The following is a 16,679-nucleotide window of genomic DNA, read 5'->3' as shown; positions in this document are numbered from 1 at the left end:
GGCCCACTTGACTAACAAACCCATCCGCACGAGAACGCACGGTGTCAAGAGCCGACCGAGTGAGTCTACACGCGGCCCCGGAGCCTGGCTAGGGCGGGGAGACGTGCGGCCAGGAGCCGCTCAGGTCGCGAGCCGCGAAGCCCGGGAGTCGCGCACCTCCGCAACCGGTCCCCCGCGGAATCGCCCCGCATACAGCCCCGCGGCCCCGAGCCGCAGCACGATCGACGCGCGCCCGCGCGCAACGACCACCCGTCCGCTACTGCGACGCCCGCCGAGCGCGGTACGCGGCCACGTTCGCGCGATTGCCGCAGTTGCCCGTGTCGCAGTAGCGCTTCGAGCGGTTGCGGGAGAAGTCCACGAGCACCGCCTCGCAGTCCTCCGCCGCGCAGACGCGGATCCGCTCGCGCTCGTCGCCGCGGATCACGTCGACGAACGCCATGGCGGCCTCGACCAGGATGCGGGTGGCGAGCGGGCTCTCGTCGCGCGTCGCGTGGAGGTGCCAGCCGTAGGGTCCGTGCCGGACCAGCTGCGGGAGCGCGCGGCCGGAGTCGAGCATCCCGTTGACGACGGGGACGAGGTCCTCCTCGGCGCGCGTGAGCCAGAGGGTGCGGAGGGAGGAGCGGATCGCCCGCACGGCCTCCAGCTCCTCGGCCGATCCGTCGCGGCTGCCCGTGTAGCGGTTCTCGAGGAGGAAGTCGTCCAGCTGCTCGATCGTCGCCATCTCGTCCTCGCCGGACGGCGACAGCTCGGGGAGCGTGTTGACGAGGGTGGCGGTGGAGGTGAGCGACGCCTCGACGTCATAGGCGAACACCATGTTGACTCCTGACAGTGCGGCTCAGTAGTGTGCGATCAGCTCGCTGTCACGAGTGTAATCCTTTTGACTCCTGAAGGAGCCGGCCATGACCGCCGAGAGCACTGCTGCCGTCACCCTCCCCGCCGCGAGCGCGCCCGCGCCTGCACGGCGCCTCGGCTCCGGCCTCGTCGCGGCGCTGGCCGCGTCGGCGGCGTTCGGTCTGGGCGGGCCGTTCGTGAAGCCGCTCCTCGAGGCGGGCTGGACGCCGGCGTCCGCGGTCCTCTGGCGCGCGGGCGGCGCCGCACTGATCCTCGCGATCCCGGCGGTCCTGTCCCTCCGCGGCCGCTGGCCCGTGCTCCGCCGCAACCTCGGCACGATCGCCCTCTACGGAGTCTTCGCCGTGATCGCCGCGCAGCTCTGCTTCTACAGCGCGATCGAGCACATGTCGGTCGGCGTCGCCCTGCTGATCGAGTACCTCGCGCCGGTGTTCCTCGTCCTCTTCGCCTGGGCGCGCACGCGCCGGCACCCCGGCCGCTTCACCCTCGCCGGCTCCGCGCTCGCGCTCGGCGGCCTGGTGCTCGTGCTCGACCTGTCCGGCGAGTCGACCCCCGAGCTGGTCGGCATCGCCTGGGCGCTGACCGCCTCGCTCGGCCTGTGCGTCTACTACGTCATCGCCGGCCGGGTGGATCCGGAGCTGCCGCCGATCGCGCTCACGGCGGGGGCGATGACGGTCGGCGCCGCGATCCTGCTGGCACTCGGGGCGCTCGGCGTCACACCGCTGCGCGCGACCTTCGGAGAGGTGGTGTTCGTCGGAGCGGAGGTCAGCTGGCTCCTCCCCGCGGGCGTGATCCTCGGCATGTCGACGGTGCTGGCGTATCTGCTCGGGATCGAGGGCGGACGCCGTCTCGGCACGCGGATCGCCTCCTTCGTCGGCCTGACGGAGGTGCTGTTCTCGATCGCGGCCGCGTGGCTGATCCTCGGCGAGCTGCCCGCGCCGATCCAGTTCGGCGGCGGCGCGCTGATCCTCGCGGGGGTCGTCCTGGTCCGTCTGCAGCGCGAGCCCGGCACCCCCTGATCGCGGGGGTGCCGCATCCGGGGCGCCGGGCACCCCGTACGCTGATCGCACTCATGCGCGAGCCCACCCGATCCCCGCGACGCGTCGCCGCGGTCCTGGCCGCCCTCGCACTCCTCCTCTCGGGCTGCGCGAGCACCACTCCCGTCTCGGAGCCGGTGGCGCAGGCGCTCGGAGCGGCACCTGCACCCGACTGGACCGGCGTGAGCGTGACGGCCGACGTCGTCTACGACGCGAGCACCGGGCAGAGCGTCGACGTCTGCTCCTCCCCTGCCCCGTCGGCGGAGCCGCGGCCCGCCGTCCTCGTCGTGCACGGCGGCAGCTGGGCCCGTGGAGGCAAGGCCGACGCGAACTGGCGCCCGATCTGCCAGTGGCTCGGATCGGAGGGGTTCGTCGCCGTCTCGGTCGACTACCGCCTCGCGCCCGCCGCCGTGTTCCCCGCGCAGCTCGACGACGTGACGGCCGCCCTCGACTGGCTGCTCGAGCCGGAGCAGACCGCGCGCTTCGGCATCGATCCGGAGCAGGTGGCGGCCTTCGGCGGCTCGGCCGGCGGCAACCTCGCTGCTCTGCTCGGCACGCTGCCGGCGACCTCGTCGCGCCTGGCCGCCGTGGTCGACCTGAGCGGCCCCTCCGATCTCAGCGCCGCCGGCCTCGCCGACGACGACCCGGTGGTCGGAGTCGCGGCCGCCGTGCGCAGCTACCTCGACTGCGCGGACCTCGCCTCCTGCCCGGCCGCGACCGCCGCCTCGCCCCTCGCGCAGGTGGACGGCTCCGAGCCGCCGTTCCTCATCGCGCACGCGGCGCACGAACGGGTCGCGCTCAGCCAGTCGACCCGCTTCGCCGAGGCGCTGCGCGGAGCGGGCTCGAGCGTCGACCTCCTCGTCCTCCCCGGCTCGCTGCACTCGATCGCACTCCTCGACGACGCTCTGCGTGCTCGGGTCGTCGAGTTCCTCCGCGCCCACCTGGGCTCGTGAGCGGAGTCGTCGTCCGCCTCGAGGACGCAGCCGCAGCGGAGGGCCTCCTCGCCGCGGTCCCACCCCCGCACGCCCGCGTCCTGGTCGCCCGGATCGACGGGGCGGCGGCCGGCGTGCTGGTGCTCGCTCCCGGCCCGGACGACTTCGCCGAGGTGCTGGAGCTCGTGGTCGCCTCCGTCCACCGGCGCACGGGAGTCGCCCGACGGCTCGTCGCGGCGGCGGAGTCGTGGGCGCGGGTGCAGCGGATCCGCACGCTGCGCCTGGCCGCCGCGCCGGAGCTCGCCCCAGCGGCCGGGGCGCTCGGCTTCACGGCGATCGACGGCTTCGGAGCCCACGTCGGCGACGACGCGGTGCTCTGCTTCGCGCGTCCGGTCTGAGCAGCGCCCGCTCCGAGACGAGCCTGGTCCGAGGAGCCCGGCCCGAGGGCCCGTCCGGTCGGAGGCCGACACGGCAGGACGCCCGCTCCGATCCGAGTGCCGCTCCCAGGAGGAGGCCCCGCCCTCGTCCGGCGCGCCCCCCCGCCGTCAGTCGATCGAGCAGCCCGGCTCGTCCGACAGCGCCCGCTGGATCCGGGCGCGGTGCTCGTCCGACATCGGCGGCAGCGCGTCGGGCGCGAACCAGCCGACCTCGGTCGACTCGTCGTCCGCGACGTGGGCCTCCCCCGAGATCCAGCGGCAGCGCACCACGTGGTCGAGGTACTGCGAGCGGTCCCCGTTGGGGTACTGCATCGGCGGGAGGGTGTGCACCTGCACGAGGCGCTCGACCTCGATCTCGACGCCCGCCTCCTCCTGCGCCTCGCGGCGGGCGGTGCCGGCGACGGTCTCGCCCGGGTCGATGATCCCGGTGACGGCCGTCCAGGCTCCGGTGTCGGCGCGCCGGACGAGCAGGACCTCGAGCGCCGGCTCCTCGCGGAGGATCACCGCGGTCACGCCGGTGAGCCAGAGCAGCTCGGTCCCGATCCGCTCGCGCAGTCGCAGCACGAAGTCGGGAGTCGCCATCAGTGCTCTTCGGGTCGGAAGTCGAACGCGACGATGCCGGCCGTGTCGACGAATGGCCCGACGAACTCCTTGAACGCGTCGTGCGCCGGATCCCAGTGCGCGGGGTCCTCGACGGCCGGCCGGCCCAGGTAGTAGTGCAGGTCGCCCTCGGAGGAGAAGGTCAGCAGGAACGCGCGGTCGAAGCCCTCGCCCGCGCCCTCGATGCTCAGCTGCGGCCCCGTCTCGATCGACTCGATGTAGGGCCGTCCGTCGCGGACGCACTCGTCGGCCAGGGCGAGGAAGCGGCGGGTGACCTCGTCCGCCTCGGCGACCAGCGCTGTCGGGCGGAAGCGGATCAGCACGAGGTGCCGGAGCGTGCCCGGGCGGAAGTCGCGGGCGACGAAGCGCTCCGGACCGATCTCGTCGAGGACCGCGGTGGCGCGCTCCGGGCCGCTGCGCCAGCGCGAGCCGACCGTCTCGGCCGCATCCCTGATGTCCGTCATGCCGACGCCTTCCCGGCGCGGGCGGCACGCCGCCGCTCACGATACCCCTCGACCAGGTTGTAGACGACGGGCAGGACCACGAGGGTCAGCACCGTCGAGGACACCAGGCCGCCGATCACGACGATCGCCAGCGGCTGCGAGATGAAGCCGCCGTGGCCCGTGATCCCCAGCGCCATCGGCAGCAGGGCGAAGATCGTCGCGAGGGCGGTCATCAGGATGGGCCGGAGCCGCCGCTCGGTGCCGTGCAGCAACGCCTCCCGCACCGGCATCCCGCGGTCGCGGTACTGGTTCACCAGGTCCACGAGCACGATCGCGTTCGTGACGACGATGCCGATCAGCATCAGCACTCCGATCAGGGACGGCACGCCCAGCGGCACGCCGGTGATCACCTGCAGGAGGATCGCGCCGGTCGCCGCGAACGGCACCGACACGAGCAGGAGCAGCGGCTGCAGGAGCGAGCGGAACGTCGCCACCATCACGACGTAGACGATCAGGATCGCGACCAGCAGCGCGATGCCCAGCTGCGAGAACGCGTCGGCCTGGTCGGCGGTCACTCCGCCGAGGGAGGCGTCGACACCGGCCGGAAGCGCCGTCGCGTCGATCGCGTTCTGCACGGCGACGTTGGCCGAGGCGAGGTCGTCGCCCTCGGGGGTGACGGTGATGGTCGCGGTGCGCTGCCCGCGCTCGGTGGTGATGCTCGCCGGACCGTCCGTCTGCTCGACCGCCGCAAGGGTGGAGAGCGCGACGGCGCCGGTGAGGGTCGGCACCTCGAGGTTCCGCAGCTCGTCCACGGTGGCCGGCGGCTGCCCGTCGGCCAGGTAGATCGAGAGGGTGCGATCGTCGATCACGACGCTGCCGACCTGGCTGGGCTGGAGCGCCTGGCTGACGATCGTGCCCACGGCGACCTCGCTGAGACCCGCCCGGGCCGCGGCGTCGCGGTCGACCCGCACCGCGATGTAGGGCAGCGAGGAGGAGAGGTTGCTCTCGGCCTGGCTGATCCCGTCGGTCCCGCGCAGGGCCTCGAGGAGCTGGTCGCTCGCGCTCTGGAGGTCGCTCTGCGAGGCGGTCGAGAGGTCGACCTCGATGTCCGAGGAGGCGCCGAAGCCGGAGGAGGCGGCGACGCTGATGTCCTCGGCTGAGGCGACGCCCGCCAGCGCGTCGCGGACGTCCGCCTGCACGGCCTCCTGGTCGGCCGATTCGTCGGTGGTGACGGAGTAGCGGATCGAGGTGCCGCCGCCGCCTCCCCCGCCGAACGCGCTCTGCAGGCCGCCGGAGGAGCCGACGGTGAGCTGGACGGTCTCGACGCCGTCGACGCCGAGGATCGCCGTGCTCGCCTGCTGCGCCGTCGCGTCCTGCGCGTCGAGGCTCTGGCCGACGGGGACCGTCTGGGTGACGGTGAAGGTGTCCTGCCCGCTGGAGCCGAGGAAGTTCGTCTTCATCAGCGGGTACAGCGCACCGGTCCCGACGAGCACGAGCAGCGCGAGGAGGACGGTGACGACCGAGTGCTTCAGCGTCCAGTGGATGATCGGGCCGTACACCGACTGCAGCCCGCGCGCCCGCCGGGGAGCGGCGTGGGCGCCGTGGTGCGGGACCTCCTCGACCGGCGCAGCGGTGTCGGCCGGGACGGCCGAGGCGGGTGCCCCTCCGGCCGCCGCGCGCTCCTCCGCGAGCGCCGCCTGCGCGGCCTGGCGCACCGCCGGCCGCTTCGAGGGGCGGAGGAACCAGTAGGCGAGCACCGGCACGATCGTCAGCGCCACCACGAGGGAGGCGAGCAGGGCGATCGACACGGTCAGCGCGAAGGGCCGGAACAGCTCGCCCGTGGTGCCGCCGACGAACGAGATCGGCAGGAACACCGCGACCGTGGTGATCGTGGAGGCGGTGATCGCGCCGGCGACCTCGCGGACGGCGACCGCGATGGTCCGGGCCCGGTCCTCGCCCGCGTCGAGGTGCCGCTTGATGTTCTCGATCACGACGATGGAGTCGTCGACCACACGCCCGATCGCGATGGTGAGCGCGCCGAGGGTCAGGATGTTGAGGGTGTAGCCGGCCGTCTGCAGGCCGATGAAGGTGATCAGCACCGAGGTCGGGATCGAGATGGCCGTGACCAGGGTCGAGCGCACCGACAGCAGGAACAGCAGGATCACCAGCACGGCGAAGACGAGGCCGAGCGCCCCCTCCTGCGCGAGCGACGCGATCGACTCCTGGATGTAGGGCGCCTGGTCGAAGACCGGGGTGAAGGCGGCGTTGTCGCCGATCGACTCCTCGAGGTCCGGGAGCAGCGCGGCCACGCCGGTCGACACATCGACGGTGTTCGCGGCCGGGAGCTTCGTGATCGAGAGGGTCAGGGCGGGCTGGCCGTTGACGCGCGAGATCGAGGTGACGGGGGCGTCGGTGACGGCGACGGTCGCGACGGAGCCGAGGGTGGTGACCGTCGGCTCCGCGGTCACGGCCGCGCCTCCCGCCGCCGCTCCGGCGTCGGAGCCGCCGGCGGAAGCCCCGGCACCCGCGGAGGCACCCGCGCCCGCTGACGTACCGGCGCCGCCCGCACCCGCGGAGGCACCTGCGGACGGCAGCAGGGGCAGCGCCGCGATCGCGTCGGTCGAGTCGAGCTTGACGCCCGACTGCACCGAGAAGGTCGAGCCGTCCTGGGTGATCTGTCCGCCCGCGACGAGCACGCCGTTCTGCTGCAGGGCCGAGCGGATGTCGCCGGTCGAGAGGCCGGCCGCGGCGAGCGCCGCGTCGTCCGGGGTGATCGTGACGCGCTGGGCGGTCTCGCCGACGAGCGCCGCCTCGCGCACGCCCTCGACCTTCTCCAGGTCCGGGATGACCGTGGTGCGCAGGCGCTCGGCCAGCGCGTCCGCGTCGCCGTCGCTCGACACGGCGAGCTGCAGCACCGGCAGGTCGTCGAGGGAGCCGGTGACCACCTGCGGGTCGACGCCGTCCGGGAGCGTGCTCTTGATCCGGTTGATCGCCTGCAGGATCTTCTGCTCGGCGGTGGCGAGGTCGGTGCCGTAGGTGAAGGACGCCGAGATGAGGGAGGAGTCCGTGGAGGACGTCGCGCTGGTCGTCTCGAGCCCCGGCACCCCCTGGACGGCGGTCTCGATCGGCGTCGAGACGTCGTCGTTGACCACCTCCGGAGCGGCGCCCGGGTAGGACGTGACGACGGCGAGCTGCGGGAAGGAGATCGACGGCGCGAGCTCCTGCTTGAGCCCGGTCAGGGCGACTCCGCCGAAGACGGCGATGACGACGGTGACGAGCGCGATGAGCGCCCGGTTCTTCATGCTGAGGACCGCGAGGAGATGCACCCTCCGAGTCTTCCATCAGCCGACTGAGTGTTGGGAGGGACGCGGCGTTCCGGGGCGCGCGACGGGGCGACCCGCGCCACCGGCCGGCCCGGACGCCCTCAGCCCAGGCGGACCTCCGCCGTCGACGACCCGACAGGGAGGCTCACTGCAGCGCCCGCCCCCGCGCTCGAGAGCGCGAAGTCCCCGGCGAAGGCCCGGACGCCGACGCGCCCCTCGGCGTCTGTCCGGAGCACCGTCGGCTCGAGCCACCAGTCCCCGCGGATCCGCGAGCGCAGCGCCTCGTAGGCCGGCTTCGGGCTCCCGTCGCGGCGGAGGAACCCGCCCGGCGCTCCGAGCCAGGCTCCGGCGTCGTCGAAGCCCCAGTAGGTGATCGCCTCGACCGCCGGATGCGCGACCAGCGTCTCGTAGTGCCGCACCATCTCGTCCGCCTGCCGCGCCTCCCCCTCCGGAGTGGTCGGCCAGTCCTCGACCACGTGGTCGTTGAGGTCCTCGATCTCGGCGGGCATCAGCTCGCCCGAGACGAGGGTGGTCTCGGTCCAGTGCAGCGGCAGGCCGAAGCGCGCGAACCTGTCGCAGATCGCCGTGATCTGCTCCTCCCCGCGGAACCCCTGGTGCATGTGCGACTGCAGGCCGATCGCGTCGGGCCGGATCCCGGCCTCGAGCACGTCCTCGATCAGCCGCTCGTACTCGGGCCCGAGGTCGAAGTCGTTCAGCACGAGCACCGGTCCGGTGCCGAGGCTGCGCGCCTCCGAGAAGGCCAGCTCGACCATGCCGACGCGTCCCTTCTCGCGGGCGAGGCGGGTGACGGCGTTCGTCACGCCGTCCGGCTCGTTCGCGAAGCGCGGCATGATGACGACCTCGTTGATCGCGTCCCAGGTGTCGATCAGCTCGGCGAAGGCGCCCACCTCCCGGCGGATGCGCGCGCGGAGGAGCTGCTCGGCCTCGTCCAGCGGCAGCGCGTCGAGCCACTCCGGCTTCACGTAGTGCCAGACCAGCGGGTGCCCCTTCAGCCGGACGCCGTCCGCGGCGAGCGCGCGCGCCTCGGCGAGCACCTCCTCCGTCGCGGTGCGGCCGCGCTCCGGCTCGAAGCGGCCCCAGTAGACGGGGAGCGTCGCCGTGTCGAACAGGTCGAGCCAGAGCCGGCGCTCCTCAGCGCGCGCGGGGTCGGTGCTCGGAGGGGTGCAGCCGAAGCCGAAGGCGTGGCGGCGCTGCTCGACCGTCACGTCGGCGTGGGCGAGCGGAGCGCCGTCGGCACCGAGGACGGTGACGAGGGCGTCGGCGAGACGGGGGCTGAAGTCGGTCATGCGGGGCCTCTCAGGCGGGGTGGCGCTCGTCGAGCGCCGTGTACTCGGATCGGGTGAGCGGGAGGACCGCTCCGTGCTTGGTGTCCTCGGGCAGGTCGAACTCCTCCACGAGCTCCCAGCGGCCCGAGGCCGGATCGGTGCTCGTGTAGGCGCGGTAGCCGTAGGGGCGGAGGGCGTACTGGTCGACCCAGAGCGACCAGCGCTCCTCGCGGTGGTGCCGGAAGACCAGCGGCCCCTCGATGCTCGGGCCGAGCTCCTGCCCGATCCCCCGGGCGACGGTGGCGAAGTCGTCCGCGAGGAGGGAGGAGCCGACCTGCTGGAACACCTGCATCGTGTCGGGGGCCTCGTCGTGCTGCTTGGCGAAGCGGTGGACGGCCGTGCGCTCGATCAGCAGCGTCATGTCGATCACTCCGCCGGGCAGCCGCAGGTAGGTCTCGGGCTCGGCGAACGTGCGGAAGTCGCGCGTGCGGGACATCAGGATGCGGCTGTCGCCCGTCTCGCCGGTGGCGGGGTCGCCGTCCTCGGCCAGGCCGGAGGACCAGTGCACGAGGAAGTCGCCCGAGACCGGGTCGTAGACCGACTCCGGCGCCCAGGCCATGCCCGCGCCCTCGGGAGCGACGGCGACCGCGCGCGGCTCGGACCACTCGAGGAGGTCCGGGGAGTCCCAGACCACGAGGTCGCGGCTCCCCCGGTGCCGGTAGAGGTCCCAGTCCGGGCCCTCGGGCCGCCAGACGCGGAGGTCGGTGGCGACGAGGTGGAAGCCCCGCGGCCCGCGGACGATGTGGGGGTCGCGGACGCCGCCCGCGCCGCCGGTCCACTCCAGCACCGGCCCGAGCGCTCGCCAGCGCAGCGGATCGTCGCCCCGGCTGAGCGAGAGGAAGATCTTCTCGCTGTGGCCGGTCCGGTCCTCCACGAAGTGGACCAGCAGGTAGCCGTACCCGTCGCTCATGAGAGAACGATCTCACACGCCCGGCGGGCACTCCACCTCAGACCACGTCGGCGAGGTACCCCGGGTCGGCCGCCGGGTGCCGGGCGACCTGCGCCCACGCCGTCGCGAGCGCCTCCACGGCCCGGTCGGTCGCCTCGGGCGAGTAGCCGATCGGGATGCGGAGGAAGCGCTCGAAGGCGCCGTCGATCCCGAAGCGCGGGCCCGCGGTGATCAGCAGGCCCGCCGTCCGGGCGGCGAGCGCCAGCTGCGAGCTCGCCGGCCGGCCCAGGCCCACCCAGGTGGAGAGGCCGCCCGAGACCCGCGGCACGCTCCACTCCGGGATCGCGCGCGCCAGGGCCGCCTCGAGGTGGTCGCGGCCCGCGCGCAGCTGCGAGCGCCGCAGCTCCAGCACGCCGTCCATCCGGCCGAGCATGTCCGCGACCAGGAGCTGCTCCAGGATCGGCGTGCCGAGGTCGCTCGCCGAGCGCGCCAGCGCCAGCTTGCGGATCACCGCCCGCTCAGCGCGGATCCAGCCGATCCGGATGCCGCCCCACAGCGTCTTGCCGACGGAGCCGATCGAGAGCACCGTCCCCTCGGGCCCGTAGGCGGCGAACGGCAGCGGCGTCATCCGCCGGTCGATGTCGAGCTCGGCCGTCGTCTCGTCGGCGATGATCAGCGTGCCCTGCCGGGCCGCGGCGGCGATCGCCCGCTCCCGCAGCTCGGGGGCCATGGAGCGGCCGGTCGGGTTGTGGAAGTCGGGCATCAGGTAGGCCAGACTCGGGCTCGTGCCGCGCAGCGCAGCGATCAGGCCCTCTCCGTCCCAGCCGTCCGCCCCGTCGACGTTCACCGGCACGAGCCGCGCGCCGGCCAGCCGGAGGGCCTCGTAGGCGTGCGGGTAGGTCGGGGCCTCGATCAGCGCCCGGTCGCCCCTCGCGAGCAGGGTGCGGGCGACGAGCGCGATCGCGTGCTGCGCGCCGATGGTCACCATGATCTGGCCGGGCTCGGTGCGCAGACCCCGCGCGGTGTAGCGCTCGGCGATCGCGCGGCGCAGCACCGGCAGGCCGACCGTGTCGTAGGAGCCGGAGTCGAAGTGCTCGGGGGCCGCCTGCGCCGCGCGGGTGTACGCCTCGGCCAGCTCGGGGACGGCGGGCAGGGCCGCCCTGGTGAAGTCGAGGAAGTCCGGCGCGAGCGAGGGCACCGCGTGCACGGCCGCTCCCGGCAGGCGGGTGACGCTGCCGGAGCCGCGCACGCTGACGAGGTAGCCGCTGTCGCGCAGCTCGCGGTACGCGGCGGCCACGGTCGTGCGGCTGACGCCGAGGCGGGCCGAGAGCTCGCGCTCGGCGGGCAGGCGGCTGCCCGCGGGAATGCGGCCGTCGATCCCGAGGAGGCGGATCCGATCGGCCAGCGCGAGGTAGGCGGGCCGGGTGCCGCGCTGCTCGCGCCAGTCGCCGAGGAGGGTCTGCAGGGCGCGCGCGCCGAAGTGGACATCAGCCATGCGTCCAAGGTAGCCGGATTGGACCGCGCGAAGAAGGCCAATGTCGCGCTGTGATGAGTCCATGACCCTCACCGCTCCCGTTGCCGCCGCCGCTCCCCCAGCGGGCCAGTGGCGCCTCCGACCCGTGCCGCGCCTGCTGGTGGGCCTGATCCTCTACGGATTCGCCGACGCGATGATGATCCGCGCGGCGATCGGCGTGGACCCGTGGACCGTCTTCGCCCAGGGGGTCGCGCACCAGACCGGGCTCGGGATCGGACTGCTCACGAACGTGATCGGCCTGCTCGTCCTGCTGCTGTGGATCCCCCTCCGACAGCGGCCCGGTCTCGGCACCGTGCTGAACGTGCTCGTGGTCGGCACGATGATCGATGTCGGGCTGCGCGTGCTGGCGACGCCGGACGAGTGGTGGGCCCGCGGCCTGCTCTTCGCCGGAGGCCTCGTGCTTCTGGCGGTCGCGAGCGGGATCTACATCGGCGCCCACCTCGGTCCGGGGCCCCGCGACGGACTGATGCTGGGCCTGCACACCCGCACGGGCCTGCCGATCTGGGTGGCGCGCTCGGGCGTCGAGCTCACGGTGCTGCTCATCGGCTGGGCCCTCGGCGGCGACGCCGGCCTCGGCACCCTCCTCTTCGCGGTGCTGATCGGGCCGCTCTGCTCGGTGACCCTGCCTCTGCTCGGGGTGCGGAGGCACTGACCCGCGCACGACGGAGGCCCCGCCTCCCGGACCGGTTCCGGGAGGCGGGGCCTTCGCGATCGGATCGGCTAGCGCTTGGCCGCGATCTCCGCACGCATCCGCGACGCCTCGTCGGAGTCCTGGATCGAGGCGATCCCCTCGGTGATCGAGGTGCCCGACGCGGGGGCCTCGTGCTCGTCCGCTCCGAGCGTGGTCTCGTCGAAGGGCGAGCGCCCGCCGAGGACCTCGCGGACCTGCACCATGTCGATCTGCTTGGTCCAGGTGCCCACGAGAAGGGTGGCGACCGCGTTGCCGGTGAAGTTGGTGACCGCGCGGGCCTCGGACATGAAGCGGTCGATGCCGACGATCACGCCGACGCCGTTGACCAGGTCGGGACGGAAGGACTGGAGGCCGCCGGCCAGCGTGGCCAGGCCCGCTCCGGTGACGCCCGCGGCGCCCTTCGAGGCGATCATCATGAAGAGGAGGAGGCCGATCTGCTCCGGGATCGACATCGGCGCTCCGGTGGCCGAGGCGATGAACAGCGACGCCATCGTGAGGTAGATCGCCGTGCCGTCGAGGTTGAAGGAGTAGCCGGTGGGCACGGTGATGCCGACGACGGGCTTGGAGACGCCGAGGTGCTCCATCTTCGCGATCAGGCGGGGCAGCGCCGCCTCCGAGGAGGAGGTGCCGACGATCAGCAGGTACTCGCGGGCCAGGTACTTCATCAGCGAGAAGATGCTGACGCCGGTCACCAGGCGCAGCAGCAGGCCGAGGACGACGACCACGAAGATCGCGCAGGTGATGTAGAAGCCGATCATCAGGGTGGCGAGAGCGACGACCGCTCCCCAGCCGGTCTTGCCGACGACCGCGGCGATGGCGCCGAACGCGCCGATCGGGGCGACCCAGAGCACCATCGAGAGGATGCGGAAGACCAGGACCTGGAGCTGCTTGATCGCTCCGAGGATCGGCTGGCCCTTGGCGCCCATCTTCTGCAGCGCGAAGCCGACGAGCAGCGCGACGAAGAGGGTCTGCAGGATGCTGCCGTCCACGAGCGAGGAGAACAGCGAGACGGGGATGATCCCGAGGACGAAGTCGCTGGTGCTCTCGGCCTTGAGGTCGCTGGTGTCGTAGGTGGCGCTCGAGATGTCGAGGCCCTCGCCCGGGTGCAGGATGTTGCCGACGACGAGGCCGATCGCCAGGGCGAAGGTCGACATCACGATGAAGTAGCCCAGCGCGAGTCCGCCGACCTTGCCGACCGTGGCGGCCTTCGCGATGGAGCCGATGCCGATGACGATGGTGCAGAAGATGATCGGCGCGATCATCATCTTGATCAGTCCGACGAAGGCCTTGCCGACGGGCTCGAGCGTCGCCGCGAAGGCGGGAGCGACGAGTCCGACCACGACGCCGGCGACCACGGCGATGATGACGGCGATGTAGAGCCAGTGGTTCCGGTCGATGCGCCGCCGGGTCTTCGGAGGGGTGACCGCGGGGATCAGCCGGTCGGACGGCGTCTGAGGCGTCTTCGCCATGGGGGTGTCCTTCTCTTCGTCGAGGTGAGGGGGTAGGACGATGGTGGCCCCGCCTCCGGAGCCCGGCACGGTTGCGTTCATACTGTTCACGGCGGGGCGCCCCGAGCGCTCGCTCACGAGGGAGTGGCATGGTCAGGACGCCGAGCGCACGCGGACCGCGCGGCAGCATCGCCGCGCGCCTGTTCGCCGTGCAGCTGCTGAGCATCCTGCTGATCGCCGCGGCGGCCGTCGCGGTGCTGGCCCTCGACGCCCGGAGCCGGGCGGGCGACGAGGCCGCCCAGCGGAGCCTCGTCGTGGCGCGGACGGTGGCCGACAATCCGTTCGTCCTCGAGTCGACGGCCGGCGCGGATCCCTCCGCGAGCCTGCAGCCGTACGCCGAGGAGGTCATGCGGGACACCGGCGTCGACTTCCTCACGATCATGGCCCCCGACCGCACCCGGTACACCCACCGCGACCGCGACCGGATCGGCCTGCCGTTCCAGGGCACGATCGAGCCCGCGCTGGAGGGGCGGACCTTCACCGAGACGTACACCGGCACGCTCGGGCCCTCCGTCCGCGCCGTCGCACCGATCGAGGACGCCGACGGCGCGGTCGTCGCGCTCGTGTCGGCGGGCGTCACGCTCTCGGCCGTGGACGCCTCCTTCGCCGCCCGCGTGCAGGTCGTCGCGTGGGGCGCGCTCGGTGCGGTCGCGCTCGGCGCGCTCGGCTCGTGGCTCCTCGCCCGCTACCTGCGGCGGGTCACGGGCGGGCGGGGCCCGGAGCAGATGAGCCAGGTCTTCGCCTACTACGAGTCCGTCCTGCACTCGGTGCGGGAGGGGCTGCTGCTGGTCGACGACCGCGGCCGACTGGTGCTCGCCAACGACCACGCGCTGGAGCTGCTCGGGCTCGAGGGCGTGCGGACGCCGGTGCCGGTCGCCGAGCTCGACCTCCCCGTCGCCCTGCGCGAGCTGCTGCAGGACGACGAGCCCGTCTCGGACCGCCTGGTCGTGGCCCGCGAGCGGATCCTCGTGGTGAACGAGCGGCCCGCCGCCTCCCCCGGAGCCCGCCCCCTGGGCACGGTCGTCACGCTCCGGGACCGCACCGAGCTGCAGCGGGTGAGCGGCGAGCTGGAGTCGCTGCGCACCCTCTCGGACGCGCTGCGCTCGCAGACCCACGAGTTCTCGAACCGCCTGCACACCATCGCGTCGCTGATCGAGCTCGGCCGCCCCGACGAGGCGCTCGCGTTCGCCGCCGGCGAGCTGAACCTCAGCCAGCGCCTGGCCGACCGGGTCCTCGGCTCCGTGCAGGAGCCGGTGATCGCCGCCCTGCTGCTGGGCAAGGCCGCACAGGCCCGCGAGCGCGGCGTCGAGCTGCACTTCGAGACGCACCTCGAGCCCGGCACGCAGGGGCTGGAGCCCGGGGACCTCGTGACGGTGCTGGGCAACCTGATCGACAACGCCCTCGACGCGGCCGCCTCGTCCGCTCCGGACCGCGAGCCGTGGGTGGAGGTCTACCTCGGCCTCGCGGAGGGCGAGCTGGTGGTGCAGGTGTCGGACAGCGGCCCCGGAGTCGCGAGCGCCGCCGACGTCTTCGCGCGCGGCTACTCGACGAAGGAGTCGGACGGCTTCGGCCGCGGCATCGGCCTGGCGCTGGTGCAGCAGGTGGTGGAGCGCCTCGGCGGCTCGATCGAGGTCTCGCGCCACGTCGGCGCGGTGTTCACGGTGCAGCTGCCGCTGCCCGCGCGGGTGGCGTCGTGATCCGGGTGCTCGTCGTCGAGGACGAGCCGCTGACCGCGAGCGCCCACGCCGACTACGTTCGACGGGTCGACGGCTTCGAGGTGGCCGCGGTCGCCGGCAGCGGGGCGGAGGCGATCCGGGCCCTGCGCGCGGACCCGGGCATCGCGCTGATCCTGCTCGACATGAACCTGCCGGACATGGGCGGCCTCGACCTCTGCCGGGCCGTCCGGGCGGCGGGCCTGGACGTCGACGTCATCGCGATCACCGCCGTCCGCGACGCCGCGAACGTGCGCGCCTCCGTCGCCGCCGGCATCGTGCAGTACCTGATCAAGCCGTTCGTCTTCAGCGCGTTCGCCGCCAAGCTCGCCAGCTACCGGTCGTACCGCGAGCGGATGCACGGCGCCGACGTCGCCAGCCAGCACGAGGTGGACGGGGCCTTCGCGGCGCTCCGCACCTCCAACGCCCCGGGTCTGGCCAAGGGGCTCTCGGCGCAGACCCTCGAGGCCGTCACCGCGCTGCTGGGCCCCGTCGGCCTCTCGGCGGCCGAGCTCGCCACCCGCCTCGACATCTCGCGGGTGACGGCCCGCCGCTACCTCGAGCACCTCGCCGACTCCGGAGTCGCGGACCGCGCGCCCCGCTACGGCTCCCCCGGCCGCCCGGAGCTGGAGTACCGCCGCCGCTGAGCGCGCGTCAGGCGGCCCGCAGCGCTGCGGCGATCTCCTCCTCGATCAGGTCGTAGTTGATCGCCGCGCCCACGCGCAGCCCGTCGGCGGACGAGGCGACGACCTGCGCCATCGGCTCGACCAGCGAGCCCGCGGCGAAGACCCCGGCGACGCCGGCCCGGCCCATCGGATCGACGGCGAGGTGCCGCGCGACTCCCGACGGGTGGTCGGCGAGCTCGAGGCCGAGCCCCTCGGGGAGCCGCCCCTCGACCCGCGGGCCGACGACGAGCGCGTCGAGCTCGTGCCGCCGACCGTCGATCACCACGCCGACCAGGCGGTCGTCCTCGACGAGGACCCTCTCGACGCGGCCCGGCACGAGAGCGATCCCGCGGGCGGCCAGCGCCGCCGCCTCGTCGCCGGCGGGCACGGGTGCGCCGTGGAGCAGGATCGACGTCCGGTCGCTGAGCTGACGGAACATCTGCGCCTGGTGCCCGGCGAACGAGCTGCCGAGCACGCCGATCCGCCGGCCGCGCACCTCGAAGCCGTGGCAGTAGGGGCAGTGCAGGACGTCCCGTCCCCAGCGGGCGCCGAGCCCGGGGATCTCCGGCAGCAGGTCGCGGACGCCGGTCGCGAGCAGGAGGCGGCGCGCGCGGAGGACCGTGCCGTCGGCGAGGGTCGCGGTCACGCCCTCGGCACCCGCGGAGGCGCGGACCGCCTCGCCCTCGACCACCCGGGCTCCGTAGCCCTCGGCC

The 16,679-nt window shown here is 73.5% G+C and carries 15 protein-coding genes; 6 read left to right on the top strand and 9 right to left on the bottom strand.

The genetic code is table 11. The annotated features are described in order from the left end of the window. Positions 1–256: 256 nt before the first annotated feature. Positions 257–814 carry a CGNR zinc finger domain-containing protein gene (locus C5D50_RS07330; protein WP_104226176.1) on the bottom strand — a complete coding sequence of 186 codons (558 nt, stop codon included), beginning with the start codon at positions 812–814 and terminating at the stop codon, positions 257–259. Positions 815–899: 85 nt separating this feature from the next. Between C5D50_RS07330 and C5D50_RS07325 the strand changes: the two genes are divergently transcribed. Genes C5D50_RS07325 through C5D50_RS07315 form a run of 3 tightly spaced genes read left to right on the top strand, consistent with a single transcriptional unit; the run spans position 900 to position 3,216 of the window. After that, the gene (locus C5D50_RS07325) at positions 900–1,868 is read left to right on the top strand and encodes a DMT family transporter (RefSeq protein WP_104249871.1); all 969 of its coding nucleotides are present in this window, start codon (positions 900–902) and stop codon (positions 1,866–1,868) included. Positions 1,869–1,921: 53 nt separating this feature from the next. Continuing rightward, the gene (locus tag C5D50_RS07320) at positions 1,922–2,839 is read left to right on the top strand and encodes an alpha/beta hydrolase (protein ID WP_104283173.1); all 918 of its coding nucleotides are present in this window, start codon (positions 1,922–1,924) and stop codon (positions 2,837–2,839) included. Then, positions 2,836–3,216: a GNAT family N-acetyltransferase gene (locus C5D50_RS07315; protein ID WP_104283172.1), complete on the top strand. Its 381-nt coding sequence runs from the start codon at positions 2,836–2,838 to the stop codon at positions 3,214–3,216. Before C5D50_RS07320 ends, C5D50_RS07315 begins: the two co-directional genes overlap by 4 nt. A gap of 147 nt (positions 3,217–3,363) precedes the next feature. On the opposite strand, the gene C5D50_RS07310 is transcribed toward C5D50_RS07315, so the two are convergent. From C5D50_RS07310 to C5D50_RS07285, 6 genes are all read right to left on the bottom strand, one after another. Next, entirely contained in the window at positions 3,364–3,837 is a 474-nt protein-coding gene (locus tag C5D50_RS07310) for an NUDIX domain-containing protein (protein ID WP_104246894.1), read from the bottom strand. Beyond that, positions 3,837–4,319 carry a Dabb family protein gene (locus tag C5D50_RS07305; RefSeq protein WP_104249875.1) on the bottom strand — a complete coding sequence of 161 codons (483 nt, stop codon included), beginning with the start codon at positions 4,317–4,319 and terminating at the stop codon, positions 3,837–3,839. Before C5D50_RS07305 ends, C5D50_RS07310 begins: the two co-directional genes overlap by 1 nt. Next, a complete protein-coding gene (locus C5D50_RS07300) occupies positions 4,316–7,624 on the bottom strand; it encodes an efflux RND transporter permease subunit (protein ID WP_104283171.1) in 3,309 nt (1,102 codons plus the stop codon). Before C5D50_RS07300 ends, C5D50_RS07305 begins: the two co-directional genes overlap by 4 nt. Before the next feature lie 98 nt (positions 7,625–7,722). After that, positions 7,723–8,928, bottom strand: a complete 1,206-nt coding sequence (locus tag C5D50_RS07295; RefSeq protein ID WP_104283170.1) for an endo-1,4-beta-xylanase — start codon at positions 8,926–8,928, stop codon at positions 7,723–7,725. Between the two features lie 10 nt (positions 8,929–8,938). Further along, positions 8,939–9,877: a glycoside hydrolase family 43 protein gene (locus tag C5D50_RS07290; protein ID WP_104283169.1), complete on the bottom strand. Its 939-nt coding sequence runs from the start codon at positions 9,875–9,877 to the stop codon at positions 8,939–8,941. Between the two features lie 37 nt (positions 9,878–9,914). After that, positions 9,915–11,351, bottom strand: coding sequence for a PLP-dependent aminotransferase family protein (locus C5D50_RS07285; protein ID WP_104233115.1), 1,437 nt, complete (start codon positions 11,349–11,351; stop codon positions 9,915–9,917). A 61-nt stretch (positions 11,352–11,412) separates the two neighbouring features. Between C5D50_RS07285 and C5D50_RS07280 the strand changes: the two genes are divergently transcribed. Next, positions 11,413–12,042: a YitT family protein gene (locus tag C5D50_RS07280; RefSeq protein WP_374952930.1), complete on the top strand. Its 630-nt coding sequence runs from the start codon at positions 11,413–11,415 to the stop codon at positions 12,040–12,042. 68 nt (positions 12,043–12,110) lie between these two features. Here C5D50_RS07280 and C5D50_RS07275 read toward each other — a convergent pair whose 3' ends face one another. Next, on the bottom strand, positions 12,111–13,550 hold the full coding sequence (locus C5D50_RS07275; RefSeq protein ID WP_104223811.1) for a cation:dicarboxylate symporter family transporter: 1,440 nt from the start codon (positions 13,548–13,550) through the stop codon (positions 12,111–12,113). A gap of 128 nt (positions 13,551–13,678) precedes the next feature. Here C5D50_RS07275 and C5D50_RS07270 point away from each other — a divergent pair, with 128 nt between their 5' ends. After that, positions 13,679–15,286, top strand: coding sequence for a sensor histidine kinase (locus C5D50_RS07270; protein ID WP_104260395.1), 1,608 nt, complete (start codon positions 13,679–13,681; stop codon positions 15,284–15,286). Then, positions 15,283–15,948, top strand: a complete 666-nt coding sequence (locus C5D50_RS07265) for a response regulator (protein ID WP_104223809.1) — start codon at positions 15,283–15,285, stop codon at positions 15,946–15,948. Before C5D50_RS07270 ends, C5D50_RS07265 begins: the two co-directional genes overlap by 4 nt. Before the next feature lie 7 nt (positions 15,949–15,955). Here C5D50_RS07265 and C5D50_RS07260 read toward each other — a convergent pair. Continuing rightward, the coding region (locus tag C5D50_RS07260) for an NAD(P)/FAD-dependent oxidoreductase (protein ID WP_104288976.1) at positions 15,956–16,679 on the bottom strand (724 nt) is incomplete at its 5' end.

This window comes from Rathayibacter sp. RFBD1, assembly GCF_002932915.1.
Taxonomy (GTDB): Bacteria; Actinomycetota; Actinomycetes; order Actinomycetales; family Microbacteriaceae; genus Rathayibacter.
The sequence above is the reverse complement of the archived record's forward strand: the minus strand, read 5'-3'. Positions and strand labels throughout refer to the sequence as shown.

Excerpts from the sequence above, each read along its gene's own strand:
- C5D50_RS07280 (WP_374952930.1), top strand. The coding sequence starts at position 11,413 with ATGACCCTCACCGCTCCCGTTGCCGCCGCCGCTCCCCCAGCGGGCCAG.
- C5D50_RS07295 (WP_104283170.1), bottom strand. The coding sequence starts at position 8,928 with ATGACCGACTTCAGCCCCCGTCTCGCCGACGCCCTCGTCACCGTCCTC.
- C5D50_RS07270 (WP_104260395.1), top strand. The coding sequence starts at position 13,679 with ATGGTCAGGACGCCGAGCGCACGCGGACCGCGCGGCAGCATCGCCGCG.
- C5D50_RS07285 (WP_104233115.1), bottom strand. The coding sequence starts at position 11,351 with ATGGCTGATGTCCACTTCGGCGCGCGCGCCCTGCAGACCCTCCTCGGC.
- C5D50_RS07320 (WP_104283173.1), top strand. The coding sequence starts at position 1,922 with ATGCGCGAGCCCACCCGATCCCCGCGACGCGTCGCCGCGGTCCTGGCC.
- C5D50_RS07290 (WP_104283169.1), bottom strand. The coding sequence starts at position 9,877 with ATGAGCGACGGGTACGGCTACCTGCTGGTCCACTTCGTGGAGGACCGG.
- C5D50_RS07305 (WP_104249875.1), bottom strand. The coding sequence starts at position 4,319 with ATGACGGACATCAGGGATGCGGCCGAGACGGTCGGCTCGCGCTGGCGC.
- C5D50_RS07310 (WP_104246894.1), bottom strand. The coding sequence starts at position 3,837 with ATGGCGACTCCCGACTTCGTGCTGCGACTGCGCGAGCGGATCGGGACC.
- C5D50_RS07325 (WP_104249871.1), top strand. The coding sequence starts at position 900 with ATGACCGCCGAGAGCACTGCTGCCGTCACCCTCCCCGCCGCGAGCGCG.
- C5D50_RS07330 (WP_104226176.1), bottom strand. The coding sequence starts at position 814 with ATGGTGTTCGCCTATGACGTCGAGGCGTCGCTCACCTCCACCGCCACC.
- C5D50_RS07275 (WP_104223811.1), bottom strand. The coding sequence starts at position 13,550 with ATGGCGAAGACGCCTCAGACGCCGTCCGACCGGCTGATCCCCGCGGTC.